This is a genomic window from Micromonospora sp. C28ISP2-4, assembly GCF_030519385.1.
GTDB lineage: Bacteria > Actinomycetota > Actinomycetes > Mycobacteriales > Micromonosporaceae > Micromonospora > Micromonospora tulbaghiae.
Genome location: NZ_JAUMKG010000001.1, coordinates 326456 through 340920, shown reverse-complemented (window position 1 = coordinate 340920; position 14465 = coordinate 326456). Strand labels below are relative to the sequence as shown.

Below are 14465 nucleotides of genomic sequence, written 5' to 3'. Positions count from 1 at the left end.
TGTTAAGCGGGGGCCCCTTCACCTCGCGAGGCGTTAACAGGGGCCCCCTCCTTACATCTCAGGGCACCACGACGACGGGCCAGCGGCCGGTGCGGACCAGCCGGGTGGCGACCGAGCCGACCAGCTTGTGCCCGGCCTGCTCGGAGGAACCGACCACCACCATGTCGGCCCGGTGCTCGTCGGCGGCCCGGCACAGCTCGGTGTAGGCGTCGCCGCGCCGGGACAGGAAGGTCACCGGCAGGTCCAGCTCCTCGGCCCCGCGCCGGCACTCGGCGCGCAGCTCGTCGGCCAGCTCGTCGTGGGTCTGCTGGACCGCCCCGGCCACCACGCCGGAGAGCATCACGCTGTACGAGGTCGGCGAGCTGACGAACACCGCCACCAGCGTGGCGCCCTGCCGCCGGGCGAGTCCGGCGGCGTACGCGGCGGCGCGCATCGAGGTGCGGCTGCCGTCCACGCCGACGAGCACCACCCGGGGCCCGTCCGTACCCCGCTCGTAGGGCAGCGGACGGGTCCGGGGGCCGTACCGCTCACGTTCCGCGGCGTCCATCGTCAGTCCCCCGCTCCGGCCGGGACCGCCTCGGCCGTCTCCCGCCCGGCGGGGACCGGCTCGGCGTTGGAGCGGCGCAGCGGCACCTCCCGGATGAGGACCACAGCGACGAGGGCGAGCAGCCCGAACGGTGCGGCGGCCAGGAAGATGTCACCGGCGGCGTGCCCGTACGCGGCCTCGACCACGGTGCGGATAGGGCCGGGAAGCGTGTGCACGTCCGGCAGTCCGCCGCCACCCGACCCGGAGGCGGGGATGCCGAGGCGGCTGAGGCCGTCGGCCATGTAGCCGGTGACCCGGTGCCCGAGCACCGCGCCGAGCGCGCTCACGCCGATCGCGCCGCCGAGGCTGCGGAAGAACGCCACCACCGAGCTGGCCGCACCGAGTTCGTCCGGGCGGACGGTGTTCTGCACGGCGAGCACCAGGTTCTGCATGGACATGCCGACGCCCAGGCCGATCAGCGCCATGAAGACGGCGAGGTGCCAGTACGGGGTGTCGGCGCGCATGGTGCCCATCAGCGCGAAGCCGGCGGTGAGCAGCACCGAGCCGATGACCAGCCAGCTCTTCCAGCGGCCGGTGGCGGTGATGATCCGGCCGACCACCGTCGAGGAGACCAGCAGGCCGCCGATCATCGGCAGCGTCATCAGGCCGGACATGGTCGGGCTGGCGCCGCGGCTGATCTGGAAGTACTGCCCGAGGAAGACCGAGGCGCCGAACATGCCGACCCCGACCGCGATGCTGGCGATCACGGCGAGCGTGATGGTGCGGTTGCGGAACAGGTGCGGCGGGATCATCGGGTCGGTGGCGCGCTTCTCGACCCGTGCGGCGAGCACGCCGAGCAGCGCGGCGCCGGCCACCATCACCCCGCTCTGCCAGGAGATCCAGTCGTACTTGTCACCGGCCAGGGTGATCCAGACGAGCAGCAGCGAGACGGCGGCGGTGATGAGCGTGGCGCCCCACCAGTCGATCTTCACGTCGCGCTTCACCACCGGCAGGCGCAGCGTCCGCTGGAGCACGATCAGGGCGAGCACGGCGAACGGCACGCCGACGTAGAAGCACCAGCGCCAGCCGAGCCAGGAGGTGTCGACGATGACGCCGCCGATGAGCGGGCCGCCGATGGTGCCGACGGCCATGACCGCGCCGAGGTAGCCGCTGTACCGGCCGCGCTCGCGCGGGGCGATCATCGTCGCCATGATCACCTGGGCGAGGGCGGTGAGGCCGCCCGCGCCGACGCCCTGCACGACCCGGCAGGCGATCAGCCCGCCGGTGGTGTGGGCCTGCCCGGCGAGCACCGAGCCCAGCACGAAGACCACCAGGGAGATCTGGACCAGCAGCTTCTTGCTGAACAGGTCGGAGAGCTTGCCCCAGATGGGCGTGGTCGCGGTGGTCGCCAGCAGCGTCGAGGTGACCACCCAGGTGTACGCGGACTGGCCGCCGCGCAGGTCGGTGATGATCCGCGGCAGCGCGTTGGAGACGACCGTGGAGGAGAGGATCGCGACGAACATGCCCAGCAGCAGTCCGGAGAGCGCCTCCAGGATCTGCCGGTGGGACATGTCGACGCCGGTCGCCCGGGCGGGCGCAGTCGCCTGAGTCATCGTGGATTGCCTCCGGAACGGGGGAGATAGGTTGCCTCGGGCAACCGCAGAAGTCGTTGCCTTGAGCAACAACCTGGGCCGGGCCGGGATTGTTCCCCGCACTACCGGGTCAGAACGACTCGTTGAACCTGTGCATCAGCCGGGCGAGGTCCGCCACGTCCTCTTGCGGCCAGTTCTCCAGCGAGCGTCGTATTTGTCCGAGTCGTGCCGCCCGGGCCGCGTCGAAGCGCCGGGTGCCCTCCTCGGTAAGGCTGAGCTGGGCCGCCCGCCGGTCCGTCGGGTCCGGGTCGCGGCGGACCAGGCCCAGCGCCTCCAGCCCGCCGATCTGGCGGCTGAGCGTGCCCTTGCCGATGCCCAGCTTTGCGGCCAGGTCGGTGAGCCGGATCGAGCCCGAGCGGCGCAGCCAGAGCAGCAGGCCGTACGCGTTGGGCTCCAGGTTGGGGTGGACCTCGCGGGCGATCTCCCAGGACAGCGCCCGGCCGCGGCGCAGCAACGCGGTCAACTCGTGCTCCACTGCGCGCAGCGTCTCGTCCACGCTCAGAGGGTACTCAGTCCTCGTCGCTGAGTTGCTGTCGCGCCACCGGCCGCAGCTCGCCCTCACTGGTCGTGCCCTCGATCACCACGGCGGCCCGGCGGCCCTGGTGGGTGAGCGTGGCCACCGCGTTGCCGAAGTAGGGTCCGGCCAGCTTCCGCCACCGCACCGGCGGGCGCCGTACCCCGGCCGAACGTGCCAGCGCCCGGGCCGCCCCGGCCGGGCCGGGATTCCAGCCGAGCGTCATCAGCGGGCGCATGGCGGCCGGCACCTGGTTGTGGATCGGCGAACAGGTGAGCTGGTGCACGGGCGTACGGACGTCGCGGTCGGCGAACCGCGCCCGGGCCACGTACGAGTGGTGCACGTCACCGGAGAGCACGCTGATCGACGCCGGCCGCGCGTACGCCGGCCCGGCGCCCACCCGCGCCCCGGTTCGTGGCGCGGTACCGCTGCCCAGCCGTGCGAACAGCTCGCCCAGCGCCTCGAACGAGCGCCGGAACGCCGCCCAGTGCTCCAGGTCCCAGGCCCGGCGCATCTGCTCGGCCAGCCGCGCCACCCAGGGGCGGCCGGAGTCGGCCAGGCGCTCGTTCCACGACTCGACGTGGTGGATGCCCGGCGGCAGCAGCCACGGCAGCGAGCTGCCCACCACCAGATGGTCGTAGGTGCCGTGGGCCTGGTCGAGGAACCACGACCACTCGCCCGGCGGCAGCATCGCCCGGTTGCCCGGCAGGAGCACCCGGCTGGAGCGGTTGTCCAGCATGACCAGGCGGGTCCGGCCCAGGTCCAGCGCGTAGCTCCACTGGTACTGCACGGCCCGCCAGCGCTCGGTGTCGTGCGCCAGGTCGGCCTCCTTGTCGACCCGCTCACCGAACTCGTGCAGCACACCGGTGGCGTCCTCGGCGGCCATCACCTTCGCGTACACCGGGTCGGCGGCGATCTCGTCCGGGCTCAGGTTGCCCAGGTGCTGGTAGACCCAGTAGGAGGCGAGGCCGCTGCGGATCCGCTCGGCCCACCACGGCTGCTCGCGCATGTCCGCGCGCCACGACTGCGAGGTGTTCCAGTCGTCGATCACCTCGTGGTCGTCGAAGATCATCACGCTCGGCACCGTGGAGAGCAGCCAGCGGATCTCCGGGTCGCGCCACGACTCCAGGTAGAGCTTCGTGTACTCGTCGAAGCTGACCACCTGCGTCGCCGGGGCGGCCTTCGGCCGCCGCCGGCGCCGCTTGAGCAGCCGCCGCACCGTCGGCGAGGTCTCGTCCGCGTACACCTGGTCGCCGAGCAGCACCAGCAGGTCGGGCAGTGCGGCCTCATCGGGCGCGGCCATCACCCGCCGGGCGTACGCGTCGAGCGCGTCCGGCGGCAGCTTCCGCGCGGTGGAGTGCTGGGTGGTCTCCCGGCAGGAGCCGAACAGCAGCCGCACCGGCTGGTCGGCGTCGTCGAGCGCGCGGGTCCGGATCACGCTGGGCGGGAACGACGAGTCGGGCAGCGGCCACGCCACCTCGTCGTCGATCAGCACCTCGTAGGTCGTGGCGCTGTCCGGCGTGAGCCCGGTCACCACGACGATCGCGTAGTGGTGGTCGTACGCCGAGAAGGTGGGCGCGCTGCCGGTGGCGCCGTCGGCCGTGCGGACGGTGACCACGGCGGGCGAACTGGTCTCCACCCAGACGGTCGCCCGCGTGTCGACGACCCGGCGCAGCAACGGGCCGATGAGCAGGCGGGAACCGGGCACGACGTACACCTCCGACAAGATCGTTTCGGTTGTTCCCTACCCGGCCGGCGGTTGCGGTACGCCTTCCGGTGCGAGCGTACCCGCAGGTTGTTCGCGTGCCGAGGCGGTGAGTGGGACGCCGTCGCCGCCATCTGACAGGATTTCGGGCATGACGGAATACCTCCTCGTCGCTCTCGCCCTGCTCGGCGTGCTGATCATCGGCGGCCTGAGCCTCGTGGTGCCCCGGCTGCGCCGGCGCCCGCAGCCGCCGCTGCCGCGCACGGAGGTCGACACCCGGACGGAGGAGGACCTGGCCGGCCCGCCGGTCGAGGCCCCGGAGGCGGAACTCACCACCGGCGTGGTGGTCGAGGCGCCACCGGCCCCTCCGGTCGAGGTGCCGCAGGTCGAGGTCCCCGAGCCCACCGCCGGCCGGCTGGTCCGGCTGCGCTCGCGGCTGTCCCGCTCGCAGAACGTCTTCGGCAAGGGCCTGCTCGGCCTGCTCAGTCGCGACCGGCTGGACGAGGACACCTGGGAGGAGATCGAGGACAGCCTGATCACCGCCGACGTCGGCATCGACGCCACCCGGGAGATCGTCGACCGGCTGCGCGAGCGGACCCGGGTGCTCGGCACCCGTACCGGGGACGAGCTGCGGGCGCTGCTCGCCGCCGAGCTGGTCAACGCGCTCGACCCGGGCCTGGACCGCGCGCTGCGTACCGCGCCCAAGGAGGGCGTCCCGGCGGTGGTGCTCGTGGTCGGCGTCAACGGCGCCGGCAAGACCACCACCTGCGGCAAGATCGCCCGGGTGCTCGTCGCGGACGGCCGCAGCGTGCTGCTCGGCGCGGCCGACACGTTCCGGGCCGCCGCCGCCGACCAGCTGGAGACATGGGGCGGCCGGGTGGGTGCCGAGACAGTCCGCGGGCCCGAGGCCGCCGACCCGGCGAGCGTCGCGTTCGACGCGGTCAAGCGCGGCATCGACACCGGCGTGGACACCGTGCTCATCGACACCGCCGGCCGGCTGCAGAACAAGGTCGGCCTGATGGACGAGCTGGGCAAGGTCAAGCGGGTGGTGGAGAAGCACGGCCCGATCGACGAGACGCTGCTGATCCTGGACGCCACCACCGGCCAGAACGGGCTGGAGCAGGCGCGGGTCTTCACCGAGGCGGTGAACGTCACCGGCGTGGTGCTGACCAAGCTCGACGGGACGGCCAAGGGCGGCATCGTGATCGCCGTCCAGCGCAAGCTCGGCATCCCGGTCAAGCTCGTCGGCCTCGGCGAGGGCAAGGACGACCTGGCCCCGTTCGACCCGGCACAGTTCGTCGACGCGTTGCTCGGCACCGAGCCGCTCGCCCGGGACGCGTAGCCTCTCCCGTGACGACTGACGATCGCGCCTACGCGGGGTGGCGCGACCCCAGCCACCCGTCGCCACGCCTCGGGAGACCGTACGTGACTTCGCAGGAGATCCCGCTGCACGGCGGGAACGTCAGCACAGTGGTCCGTGTGGGAGACACGGTCCGGCGCAACGCCGGCCCGTGGACGCCCTCCGTGCACGCGCTGCTGCGCCACCTGGAGTACGTCGGCTTCACCGGCGCGCCCCGGGCGCTCGGCATGGACGAGCGCAACCGGGAGGTCCTGTCGTACCTGGAGGGGGAGTGCGGGGAGTACCCGCTGGCCCCGCACTGGGTCACCGACGAGGCCCTGGTGACGGTGGCCACCATGCTGCGGATGTTCCACGACGCGCAGTACGGCTTCACCCCGCCGCCCGGCGCGGTGTGGCGCTCGTTCGGGCCGCCCCCGCCGGACACCGAGGTCATCTGCCACCACGACGCCGCGCCGCACAACGTGATCTGGCGGCCGGACGGCACGCTCGGGCTGATCGACTTCGACCTCGCCTCCCCCGGCGCCCGCATCTACGACGTGGCGTACGCCGCCTGGACCTGGGTGCCGATCTTCTCCGACCGTGACTCGATCACGCTCGGCTGGAAGCACCCCGACCGGCCGCGCCGGCTGCGGCTGTTCGCCGACGCGTACGGGCTGATCCCGCGCGACCGGCACCGGCTCATCCGGACCATCCGCAAGCGCATCGTCGACCACGTCGAGGGCATCCGGCGGATGGCCGCCGCCGGTGAGCCGGCGTTCGTCCGGATCGTCCACAAGGGCCACCTGCGTCGCCCTATGCGTGACCTGCGGCTGCTCGACTACGAGCGGCACCAGCTGGAGGCGGCGCTCCGCTGACCAAGATCGGCGTTCTTCACACGCCGGAAACAACCCGTCACGCGTCGGAAATCGCGCGGTGTCGCTGAAGGAAACAGCCGGCGACAAAGCTTCCGCGCAACCGGCTGACGGGCGATGCTGCCAGGTCTCAGTCGGAGGGAGGAATACGACAACGAGAGGAGGCAGCGTGGAGATCGACACCGGGAACACTGCCTGGTTGCTTGTCTCGACTGCCCTCGTGCTGCTCATGACCCCCGGTCTCGCGCTGTTCTACGGCGGGCTGAACCGGTCCAAGGGCGTTCTGAACATGATGATGATGAGCTTCTCGTCCATCGGGCTCGTCAGCATCCTGTGGCTTTTCTACGGCTTCACTGTCGCCTTCGGCGAGGGCGGCAAGTTCTGGGGTGACCTCGGCCAGTACCTGGGCACCAAGACCTTCGTCGGCGAGAACGACCTGTGGGGCGAGACCGGCATCCCGATCTACGTCTTCATCGCCTTCCAGATGATGTTCGCGGTCATCACCGTGGCACTGATCAGCGGCGCGCTGTCCGACCGGGTGAAGTTCGCCGGCTGGCTGCTGTTCGCGTTCGGCTGGGCCACGCTGGTCTACTTCCCGGTCGCCCACATGGTCTGGGGCGGCGGGCTGATCGGCGGCGACATCGGCGCGCTGGACTTCGCCGGTGGAACCGCTGTGCACATCAACGCCGGTGCCGCGGCGCTCGCGCTGGTGCTGGTGCTCGGCAAGCGGGTCGGCTGGCCGCGCGAGAGCATGAAGCCGCACAACGTCCCGATGGTCGCCCTCGGCGCCGCGCTGCTGTGGTTCGGCTGGTTCGGCTTCAACGCCGGCTCCGAGCTGACCGCCGACGGGGTCACCGCGCTGGCGTTCATCAACACCCAGGTCGCCACCGCCGCCGCGCTGCTCGGCTGGATCGTGGTGGAGTGGCTGCGTGACGGCAAGCCGACCCTGGTCGGCGCCTCGTCCGGTGCCATCGCCGGTCTGGTCGCGATCACCCCGGCCTGTGCGTTCATCACCCCGGCCGCAGCGGTGCTGCTGGGCGTGGTGGCCGGTGCGGTCTGCGCCCTCGCGGTCGGCCTGAAGTACCGGCTCGGCTACGACGACTCCCTCGACGTGGTGGGCGTGCACTTCGTCGGCGGCTGGATCGGCTGCCTCTGGATCGGCCTGTTCGGCACCGCCTCGGTCAGCTCGCTGGTGGAGACCGACGGCCTGTTCGTCGGCGGCGACGCCACGCTGCTCGGCAAGCAGGCGATCAGCGCGCTGATCGTCAGCGTCTACTCCTTCGTGGTCGCCTTCGCCCTGGGCTTCGTGATCGACAAGACGATCGGCCTGCGGGTCTCCGCCGAGGCCGAGGTCGACGGCATCGACATCGCCGAGCACGCGGAGAGCGGCTACGACCTGTCGCCCACCACGGGCAGCAGCGGTGGCGCGTTCGCGATGGCCGGGATCGGCGCCGGCAAGCCGGCCGCGGAGCCCGCCGTCGAGACCGACGAGTCCGCGCCGGTCAGCGAGAAGGTCGCCGGTTAACGTTCCTGGGATGGAGGGGTTGGACATGAAGCTGGTGACCGCGGTCATCAAGCCGTACCAGCTGGACGCGGTGAAGGAGGCCCTGCACGCGCTCGGCGTGGCCGGGCTGACCGTCAGCGAGGTCCAGGGCTACGGCCGGCAGAAGGGGCACACCGAGGTCTACCGGGGTGCCGAGTACACGGTCGAGTTCCTGCCCAAGATCCGGGTCGAGGTGCTCACCGACGAGATGGACGTCGACAAGATCGTGGACGCGATCGTCGGCGCCGCCCGGACCGGCAAGATCGGCGACGGCAAGGTCTGGGTGACCGGCGTCGAGGAGGTCGTCCGGGTGCGTACCGGCGAGCGCGGGCTCGACGCCCTCTGATCGCCGGATCCGCCGACATGACCTCGTTGACCACTGCCACCGGCCCCTCCGAGGGCCAGGCGGTGGTCAACGAGGTCGTCGGCGTACCCGGGGGCATCGGCGCGGCCGCCCGGTCCGCGCGGGCCGACGCGCTCGACGCCTGGCTGTGCCGGGCCTTCCCGGACCGGGACGGCGTCGCGCTCGTCGCGGTGGGCGGGCTGGGCCGCCGCCAGTGCGCCCCCTACGGCGACCTCGACCTGGTGCTGCTGCACGCCGGGGTACCCGGCATCGACGAGCTGGCCGCGTCCCTGTGGTACCCGATCTGGGACGCCGGGCTGCGGCTGGACCACTCGGTACGCACCGTCGCCGAGGCACTGTCGGTGGCACACGACGACGTCAAGGTCGCGCTCGGCCTGCTCGACGCCCGGCACGTGGCGGGCGACCCGGCGCTCACCGACCAGCTCGCCCGTACCGCCACCGACCACTGGCGGCGGACCGCGATCCGCCAGCTCCCCGGCCTGCGCGAGATCACCGCCGCCCGCTGGGAGGCCCACGGCGAACTGGCGTTCCTGCTCGAAGGCGACCTCAAGGAGGCAGCCGGCGGGCTGCGCGACGTGGGCATCCTGCGTGCCATCGCCACCGCCGGGGTCACCGACGCGCTCCGCCCCGCCGTGTACGCGGCACACCGGCGGCTGCTGGACACCCGCGACGCGCTGCACCAGCAGGTGGGCCGCCGGGTCGACCGCCTGGTCGCCCAGGAACGCGACGGCGTGGCACGCCTGGTCGGCGCCGAGGACGGCGACGCGCTGCTGCGGCTGGTCGCCGGCGACGCCCGCACGGTGAGCCACGCCCTCGACGACGCCTGGCGGGCCGCCGACCGGCTCCGCTCCGGCCGGCACCGCGCCGCGCCCGGCCGTCCGCTACGCCGGCCGGTCGCCCGGGACGTGGTGGAGCAGGACGGCGAACTGGTGCTCGCCCGTACCGCCATCGGGGCCCGCCCCGACCCGAGCCTGTCGCTGCGCGTGGCCGCCGCTGCCGCCACCACCCGGCTGCCGATCGCGCGGGCCACCTGCGAGTGGCTGGCCGCGTACTGCCCGCCGCTGCCCGCGCCCTGGCCACCGGCGGCCCGCGACGCGCTGATCACCCTGCTCGGCGCCGGCCCCGGCCTGGTGCCCGCCTGGGAGACCTGCGACAGGTACGGCCTGATCGATCGCTGGCTGCCCGAGTGGACCCGGATGCGCAGCCTGCCCCAGCACAACCCGGTGCACCGGTTCACGCTCGACCGGCACCTGGTGCAGACCGCGTACGAGGCGAGCCGGCACACCCGCGACGTGGAACGGCCCGACCTGCTGCTGCTCGGCGCGTTCCTGCACGACATCGGCAAGGGACTGGACGGCGACCACTCGACGGTGGGCGCGCCGCTGGCCGAGGCGGTCGCCACCCGGGTCGGGCTGCCGCCGGACGAGGCGGCGCTCATCGGCACGCTGGTCCGGCTGCACCTGCTGCTGCCCGACGTGGCGACCCGGCGTGACCTGTCCGACCCGAAGACCGTCGCCGGGGTGGCCGAGCGGGTCGGTGACACAGGCACGCTGGAACTGCTGCACGCGCTGGTCCGCGCCGACGCCGCCGCCACCGGCCCGGCCGCCTGGTCCGGCTGGAAGGGCCGGCTGATCGCCGAACTGGTGAGCCGGGTGCGCACCACCCTGGACACCGGCGTGGTGCCCGCCCCGCCGGCCCCCGACCCGGCGCTCGTGGCCGGGCCGCTGCCTGTCGTACACCTGGGGGAGGACCGGGTGTCGGTGGCCGCAGCCGACCGGCGCGGGCTGCTCGCCACCGTCGCCGGCTGCCTGGCCCTGCACCGCCTGGAGGTGATCTCCGCGGACGCCGCCACAGTCGACGGCCGGGCCCTGGTGCAGTGCCGGGTGCAGCCGCGCTACGGGTTGGCCCCGGAACCGATCGCGCTCAGCGCCGACCTGCGCCGCGCGGTCGGCGGCGACGTCTCGGTCATCCAGCGGCTGCGCGGCCGGGCGCTCGCCGCGCGCAGCCAGGGCGCGGCGCCGCGGGTGGTCTGGCACCGGGAGGCGGCCACCGACGCGGTCCTGCTGGAGCTGCGGGCGGCGGACGCGGCCGGACTGCTGTACCGGGTCACCTGCGCGCTGGACGACGCGGGCGCCCAGGTGCGGGCGGCCCGGATCTCGACGCTGGGCGGTGACGTGGTGGACGCCTTCTACCTGGTCGGCGGCTGGCCCTCGGACGAGGAACGGGCCCGGATCGAGGCCGCCGTGCTCGCCGCCGTGTAAGGAAGGGCCCCCTCTTAACGCCTCCGGTAGAGCAGGGGCCCCTTGTTAACGCAGCTACGTCCGCTGACGTACGCCGGGAGCCGCCGCCGGGCCGACGCGCCGCGCGGTCGTCGGCGCGACGCTCGACGGCATGAACCTGCCAGTGCAGACCCAAGGGCTCAGCAAACGGTACGGCGGCCTGACCGCCGTACGCGATCTCGACCTGACCGTCCGGGCCGGCGAGGTGTACGGCTTCCTCGGCCCCAACGGCGCCGGCAAGACCACGACGCTGCGCATGCTGCTCGGCCTGGTCCGGCCCAGCGCGGGGACGGTGCGGCTGCTCGGCCGCACGCCCGGCGCGGGGCGGCTCACCGGCGTCGGCGCGCTGATCGAAGGGCCGGCCTTCTACCCGTACCTGTCGGGCCGGGACAACCTGCGCGTGCTGGCCCGCTACGCGGGGGTCGGCGCGGACCGGATCGGGACGGTCCTCGACCTGGTCGACCTGACCGATCGCGCGGGTGACCGGTACACCGGCTACTCGTTGGGCATGAAGCAGCGGCTCGGGGTGGCCGCCGCGCTGCTGAAGGACCCGCGCCTGCTGATCCTGGACGAGCCGACGAACGGCCTCGACCCGGCCGGCATGGCCGACATGCGGACGCTGATCCGGCGGCTCGGCGCGGCCGGCTGCACTGTGCTGTTCTCCAGTCACCTGCTCGGCGAGGTCGAGCAGATCTGCGACCGGATCGGCGTGATCGCCGGAGGCCGGATGGTGGCCGAGGGCAGCGTCGCCGAGCTGTGCGGTTCGGCCGGTCTGCGGGTGCTCGCCGACCCGCTTGACGAGGCGGTGAGCCGGGCCCGGGAGCTGGTCGGCGTCGACCGGGTCCGCGTCGTCGACGGCGGGCTGGACCTGTCGGTGGAGCCGGACCGGGCGGCCTGGCTGAACGCCGAACTGGTCGGCGCCGGGCTGGCGGTGCGCGAGCTGCGGCACCGGGACCGGGATCTGGAACAGGTCTTCTTCGAGCTGGTGGAGAGGGGTACGGCCGATGTCGCGTAGCTTCTCCGCCGAACTGGTCAAGCTGGTCCGGCGTCCGGCCGCCTGGCTGCTGCTGGGCATCACGCTGGCGCTGTCGTTGATCTTCACCTACGTCTTCCCGTACGCCGGGGTCGCCGGCGGCACGGACGGCCCGAACACGGACCGGGCCCTGCCCGCCATGCTCCCCGACCACCTGGTCGGCAACTCGCTGGGCGGCCTGCCGGTGTTCCTCGGCGCGATCCTGCTGATCCTCGGTGTGCTCACGGTCGGCGGCGAGTACGCCTGGGGGACCTGGAAGACGGTGCTCACCCAGGGACCCACCCGGCTCCAGGTGTACGTGGGCAAGCTGCTCGTGCTCGCGGTCGCCGCGCTCGCAGTGGTGCTGGCCGTGTTCGCGGTCGGTGCGGTGGCGTCGGTGCTCGTCGCGTCCGCCGAGGCGCAGCCGGTGCGCTGGCCGTCGGCCGGCGACCTGCTCACCGGCGTCGGCGCGGGGTGGCTCATCGCCACGATGTGGGCCATGCTCGGTGCCGTGATGGCGGTAGCGCTGCGCGCGGTGGCGCTGCCGGTCGGGTTGGGCCTGGTGTGGATGCTCGCCGTGCAGAACCTGCTCGCCGCCATCGCCGCCCCGCTCGTCGACTGGGTGGCGACCGCACAGGAAGGGCTGCCCGGCCCGAACGCCGGGTCGCTGGCCGCCGCGCTCGGCGCGCCCGGGGACACGCCCGGTGTCGCCGCCGTCGTCTCCGGCGGACGGGCGGCCCTGGTGGTGGCCGTGTACCTGGTGGTCTTCGCGTCGGCCGGTGCGGCGCTGCTGCGGCGGCGGGACATCGGCTGAGCCGGGACGGGGGAGGGGACATGGACCGGGAACGGCGGTGGCCGGACGCCCTGCTCGCACTGGCCCTGCTGGCGATCGGGCTGGTCGGCACCGCGCCGGCCGGCGTGAACCAGGGGGTGGACGCGGAACCCGGCGCCTACCCGCTGGTGGTGGTCGCCGCGCTCGCGGTCGCCGTGCGCCGGCGCCGGCCGCTGGTCACGCTCGCCGTGGTCACGGCGGCGACCACGGCGTACCTGATGCTGGGCTACCCGTACGGCCCGATCCTGCTCTCGTTCTTCGTCGCGGTCTACACGGTGGCCGCGTACCGGCCGGTGCGCGACGCGGCGGTGGCCGGCGCGGGCGCGCTGGCGGCGCTGCTGGCCTACGTCCTGTTCGGCGCGCGCTCGCCCGGCCTGGTCGGGCTGATGCCGGTGGCCGCGTGGGTGGTGGTGCCGTTCGCCGCCGGGGTCACCGCGCGGCTCAGCCGGGAGGCCGCCGCCCGGAACCGGACCGACGAGGCCCGCCGGCTGGCCGACGTGGAGCGGCTGCGGGTGGCCCGCGAGGTGCACGACGTGGTGGGCCACGGGCTCGCCGCGATCCACCTGCAGGCCGAGATCGCCCTGCACCTGCTGGACCGTAGGCCCGAGCAGGCGGAGGCGGCGCTCACCGCGATCAGCCGGACCAGCAAGGAGGCGCTGGACGAGCTGCGGGTGACGCTCACCGTGGTCCGGCGCGAGGAGGCCGCCGACGAACGCGCGCCGGCCCCGGGGCTGGACCAGCTGCCGCAGTTGCGCGAGCGGCTGGCCGGCGCCGGGGTCCCGGTCACCGTCGAGGTGACCGGCGCGCCGCTCGCCCTGCCGGTGGCGGTGGACCTGGCCGCGTACCGGGTGGTGCAGGAGGCACTGACGAACGTCCTGCGGCACGCGGGCCCGGCCTCCGCCGCGGTTCGCGTCGGGTACGCCCCGGGCGAGGTGACGGTGGAGGTGACGGACACCGGCCGGGGCGGGGACGCCGTGCCGGAGCCGTCCGGCGGGTCCGGTCTCGCCGGGATGCGCGAGCGGGTCACCGCGCTCGGCGGTACGTTCAGCGCCGGGCCGGCCGCGCCCGGTGGCTTCCGGGTGCACGCCACGCTGCCGCTGCGGGAGGCCGCATGATCCGCGTACTGCTCGCCGACGACCAGGACCTGGTCCGGATCGGCCTGCGCGCCCTGGTGGACAGCGAGGACGACCTGTCGGTGGTCGGTGAGGCCGCCGACGGGCTGGCCGCCGTGGAGACGGCCCGCCGGGAACGCCCCGACGTGGTGCTGATGGACGTGCGGATGCCCGGCGTCGACGGCATCGAGGCCACCCGCCGGATCGTCGGCGACCCGGCGCTGGCCGGTACCCGGGTGGTGGTGCTGACCACGTTCGAGCTGGACGAGTACGTCTTCGACGCGCTCCGGCACGGCGCCAGCGGCTTCCTCACCAAGGACACCCGCCCGGCGGATCTGCTGCGGGCGATCCGCCTGGTCGCCGAGGGGGAAGCGCTGCTGTCCCCGTCGGTGACCCGCCGGGTGGTCCGGGAGTTCGCCACCCGGCCGGCCCGGGTGCCGCGCCCGCATCCCCGGCTGGGGTCGCTCACCGACCGGGAACGCGAGGTGGTGGCGCTGGTGGGCGAGGGCCTGAGCAACGCCGAGATCGCCGGGCGGCTGATGGTCAGCCCGGCGACGGCGCGTACCCACGTGAGCCGGGCCATGGTCAAGCTCGGCGCCCGGGACCGGGCCCAGCTGGTGGTGTTCGCGTACCAGTCGGGCCTGGTCGTGTCCTGACCCCGGCCGGCCGGTCCTCGGAAGGGAGCGGGCGCGTGGGCGGCCGGGCCGGAGCGGGG

The 14465-nt window shown here is 73.6% G+C and carries 13 protein-coding genes; 9 read left to right on the top strand and 4 right to left on the bottom strand.

Annotation, left to right across the window (positions count from 1 at the left end):
- Positions 1-58 precede the first annotated feature (58 nt).
- From Q3W68_RS01570 to Q3W68_RS01555, 4 genes are all read right to left on the bottom strand, one after another.
- A complete protein-coding gene (locus tag Q3W68_RS01570) occupies positions 59-547 on the bottom strand; it encodes a universal stress protein (RefSeq protein ID WP_302903754.1) in 489 nt (162 codons plus the stop codon).
- 2 nt (positions 548-549) lie between these two features.
- A complete protein-coding gene (locus Q3W68_RS01565) occupies positions 550-2139 on the bottom strand; it encodes an MDR family MFS transporter (RefSeq protein ID WP_302903753.1) in 1590 nt (529 codons plus the stop codon).
- A 109-nt stretch (positions 2140-2248) separates the two neighbouring features.
- Complete coding sequence (locus tag Q3W68_RS01560) at positions 2249-2674, bottom strand: MarR family winged helix-turn-helix transcriptional regulator (protein WP_302903752.1); 426 nt, start codon at positions 2672-2674, stop codon at positions 2249-2251.
- Between the two features lie 13 nt (positions 2675-2687).
- Positions 2688-4400, bottom strand: a complete 1713-nt coding sequence (locus Q3W68_RS01555; protein WP_302903751.1) for an alkaline phosphatase D family protein — start codon at positions 4398-4400, stop codon at positions 2688-2690.
- Positions 4401-4548: 148 nt separating this feature from the next.
- Here Q3W68_RS01555 and ftsY point away from each other — a divergent pair, with 148 nt between their 5' ends.
- The 9 genes from ftsY (at position 4549) to Q3W68_RS01510 (ending at position 14406) form a co-directional block, all read left to right on the top strand.
- Positions 4549-5739 (top strand): signal recognition particle-docking protein FtsY, encoded by a 1191-nt coding sequence (ftsY, locus tag Q3W68_RS01550; protein ID WP_120571183.1) that lies wholly within the window; start codon positions 4549-4551, stop codon positions 5737-5739.
- Between the two features lie 8 nt (positions 5740-5747).
- Positions 5748-6611: an aminoglycoside phosphotransferase family protein gene (locus Q3W68_RS01545; RefSeq protein ID WP_269701506.1), complete on the top strand. Its 864-nt coding sequence runs from the start codon at positions 5748-5750 to the stop codon at positions 6609-6611.
- A gap of 166 nt (positions 6612-6777) precedes the next feature.
- Positions 6778-8133, top strand: coding sequence for an ammonium transporter (locus tag Q3W68_RS01540; protein ID WP_302903750.1), 1356 nt, complete (start codon positions 6778-6780; stop codon positions 8131-8133).
- 25 nt (positions 8134-8158) lie between these two features.
- Entirely contained in the window at positions 8159-8497 is a 339-nt protein-coding gene (locus Q3W68_RS01535) for a P-II family nitrogen regulator (RefSeq protein WP_013284578.1), read from the top strand.
- 17 nt (positions 8498-8514) lie between these two features.
- Positions 8515-10776 carry a [protein-PII] uridylyltransferase gene (locus Q3W68_RS01530; protein WP_302903749.1) on the top strand — a complete coding sequence of 754 codons (2262 nt, stop codon included), beginning with the start codon at positions 8515-8517 and terminating at the stop codon, positions 10774-10776.
- Between the two features lie 130 nt (positions 10777-10906).
- Positions 10907-11809 (top strand): ABC transporter ATP-binding protein, encoded by a 903-nt coding sequence (locus tag Q3W68_RS01525; protein WP_302903748.1) that lies wholly within the window; start codon positions 10907-10909, stop codon positions 11807-11809.
- Positions 11799-12620: an ABC transporter permease gene (locus Q3W68_RS01520; RefSeq protein ID WP_302903747.1), complete on the top strand. Its 822-nt coding sequence runs from the start codon at positions 11799-11801 to the stop codon at positions 12618-12620. Before Q3W68_RS01525 ends, Q3W68_RS01520 begins: the two co-directional genes overlap by 11 nt.
- Before the next feature lie 20 nt (positions 12621-12640).
- Complete coding sequence (locus Q3W68_RS01515; RefSeq protein WP_302903746.1) at positions 12641-13753, top strand: sensor histidine kinase; 1113 nt, start codon at positions 12641-12643, stop codon at positions 13751-13753.
- Positions 13750-14406, top strand: a complete 657-nt coding sequence (locus tag Q3W68_RS01510) for a response regulator transcription factor (protein ID WP_302903745.1) — start codon at positions 13750-13752, stop codon at positions 14404-14406. Before Q3W68_RS01515 ends, Q3W68_RS01510 begins: the two co-directional genes overlap by 4 nt.
- Positions 14407-14465 lie beyond the last annotated feature (59 nt).

Coding starts and splice junctions, on each gene's coding strand:
- Q3W68_RS01570 (WP_302903754.1), bottom strand. CDS start 547: ATGGACGCCGCGGAACGTGAGCGGTACGGCCCCCGGACCCGTCCGCTG.
- Q3W68_RS01565 (WP_302903753.1), bottom strand. CDS start 2,139: ATGACTCAGGCGACTGCGCCCGCCCGGGCGACCGGCGTCGACATGTCC.
- ftsY (WP_120571183.1), top strand. CDS start 4,549: ATGACGGAATACCTCCTCGTCGCTCTCGCCCTGCTCGGCGTGCTGATC.
- Q3W68_RS01535 (WP_013284578.1), top strand. CDS start 8,159: ATGAAGCTGGTGACCGCGGTCATCAAGCCGTACCAGCTGGACGCGGTG.
- Q3W68_RS01530 (WP_302903749.1), top strand. CDS start 8,515: ATGACCTCGTTGACCACTGCCACCGGCCCCTCCGAGGGCCAGGCGGTG.
- Q3W68_RS01525 (WP_302903748.1), top strand. CDS start 10,907: ATGAACCTGCCAGTGCAGACCCAAGGGCTCAGCAAACGGTACGGCGGC.
- Q3W68_RS01520 (WP_302903747.1), top strand. CDS start 11,799: ATGTCGCGTAGCTTCTCCGCCGAACTGGTCAAGCTGGTCCGGCGTCCG.
- Q3W68_RS01515 (WP_302903746.1), top strand. CDS start 12,641: ATGGACCGGGAACGGCGGTGGCCGGACGCCCTGCTCGCACTGGCCCTG.
- Q3W68_RS01510 (WP_302903745.1), top strand. CDS start 13,750: ATGATCCGCGTACTGCTCGCCGACGACCAGGACCTGGTCCGGATCGGC.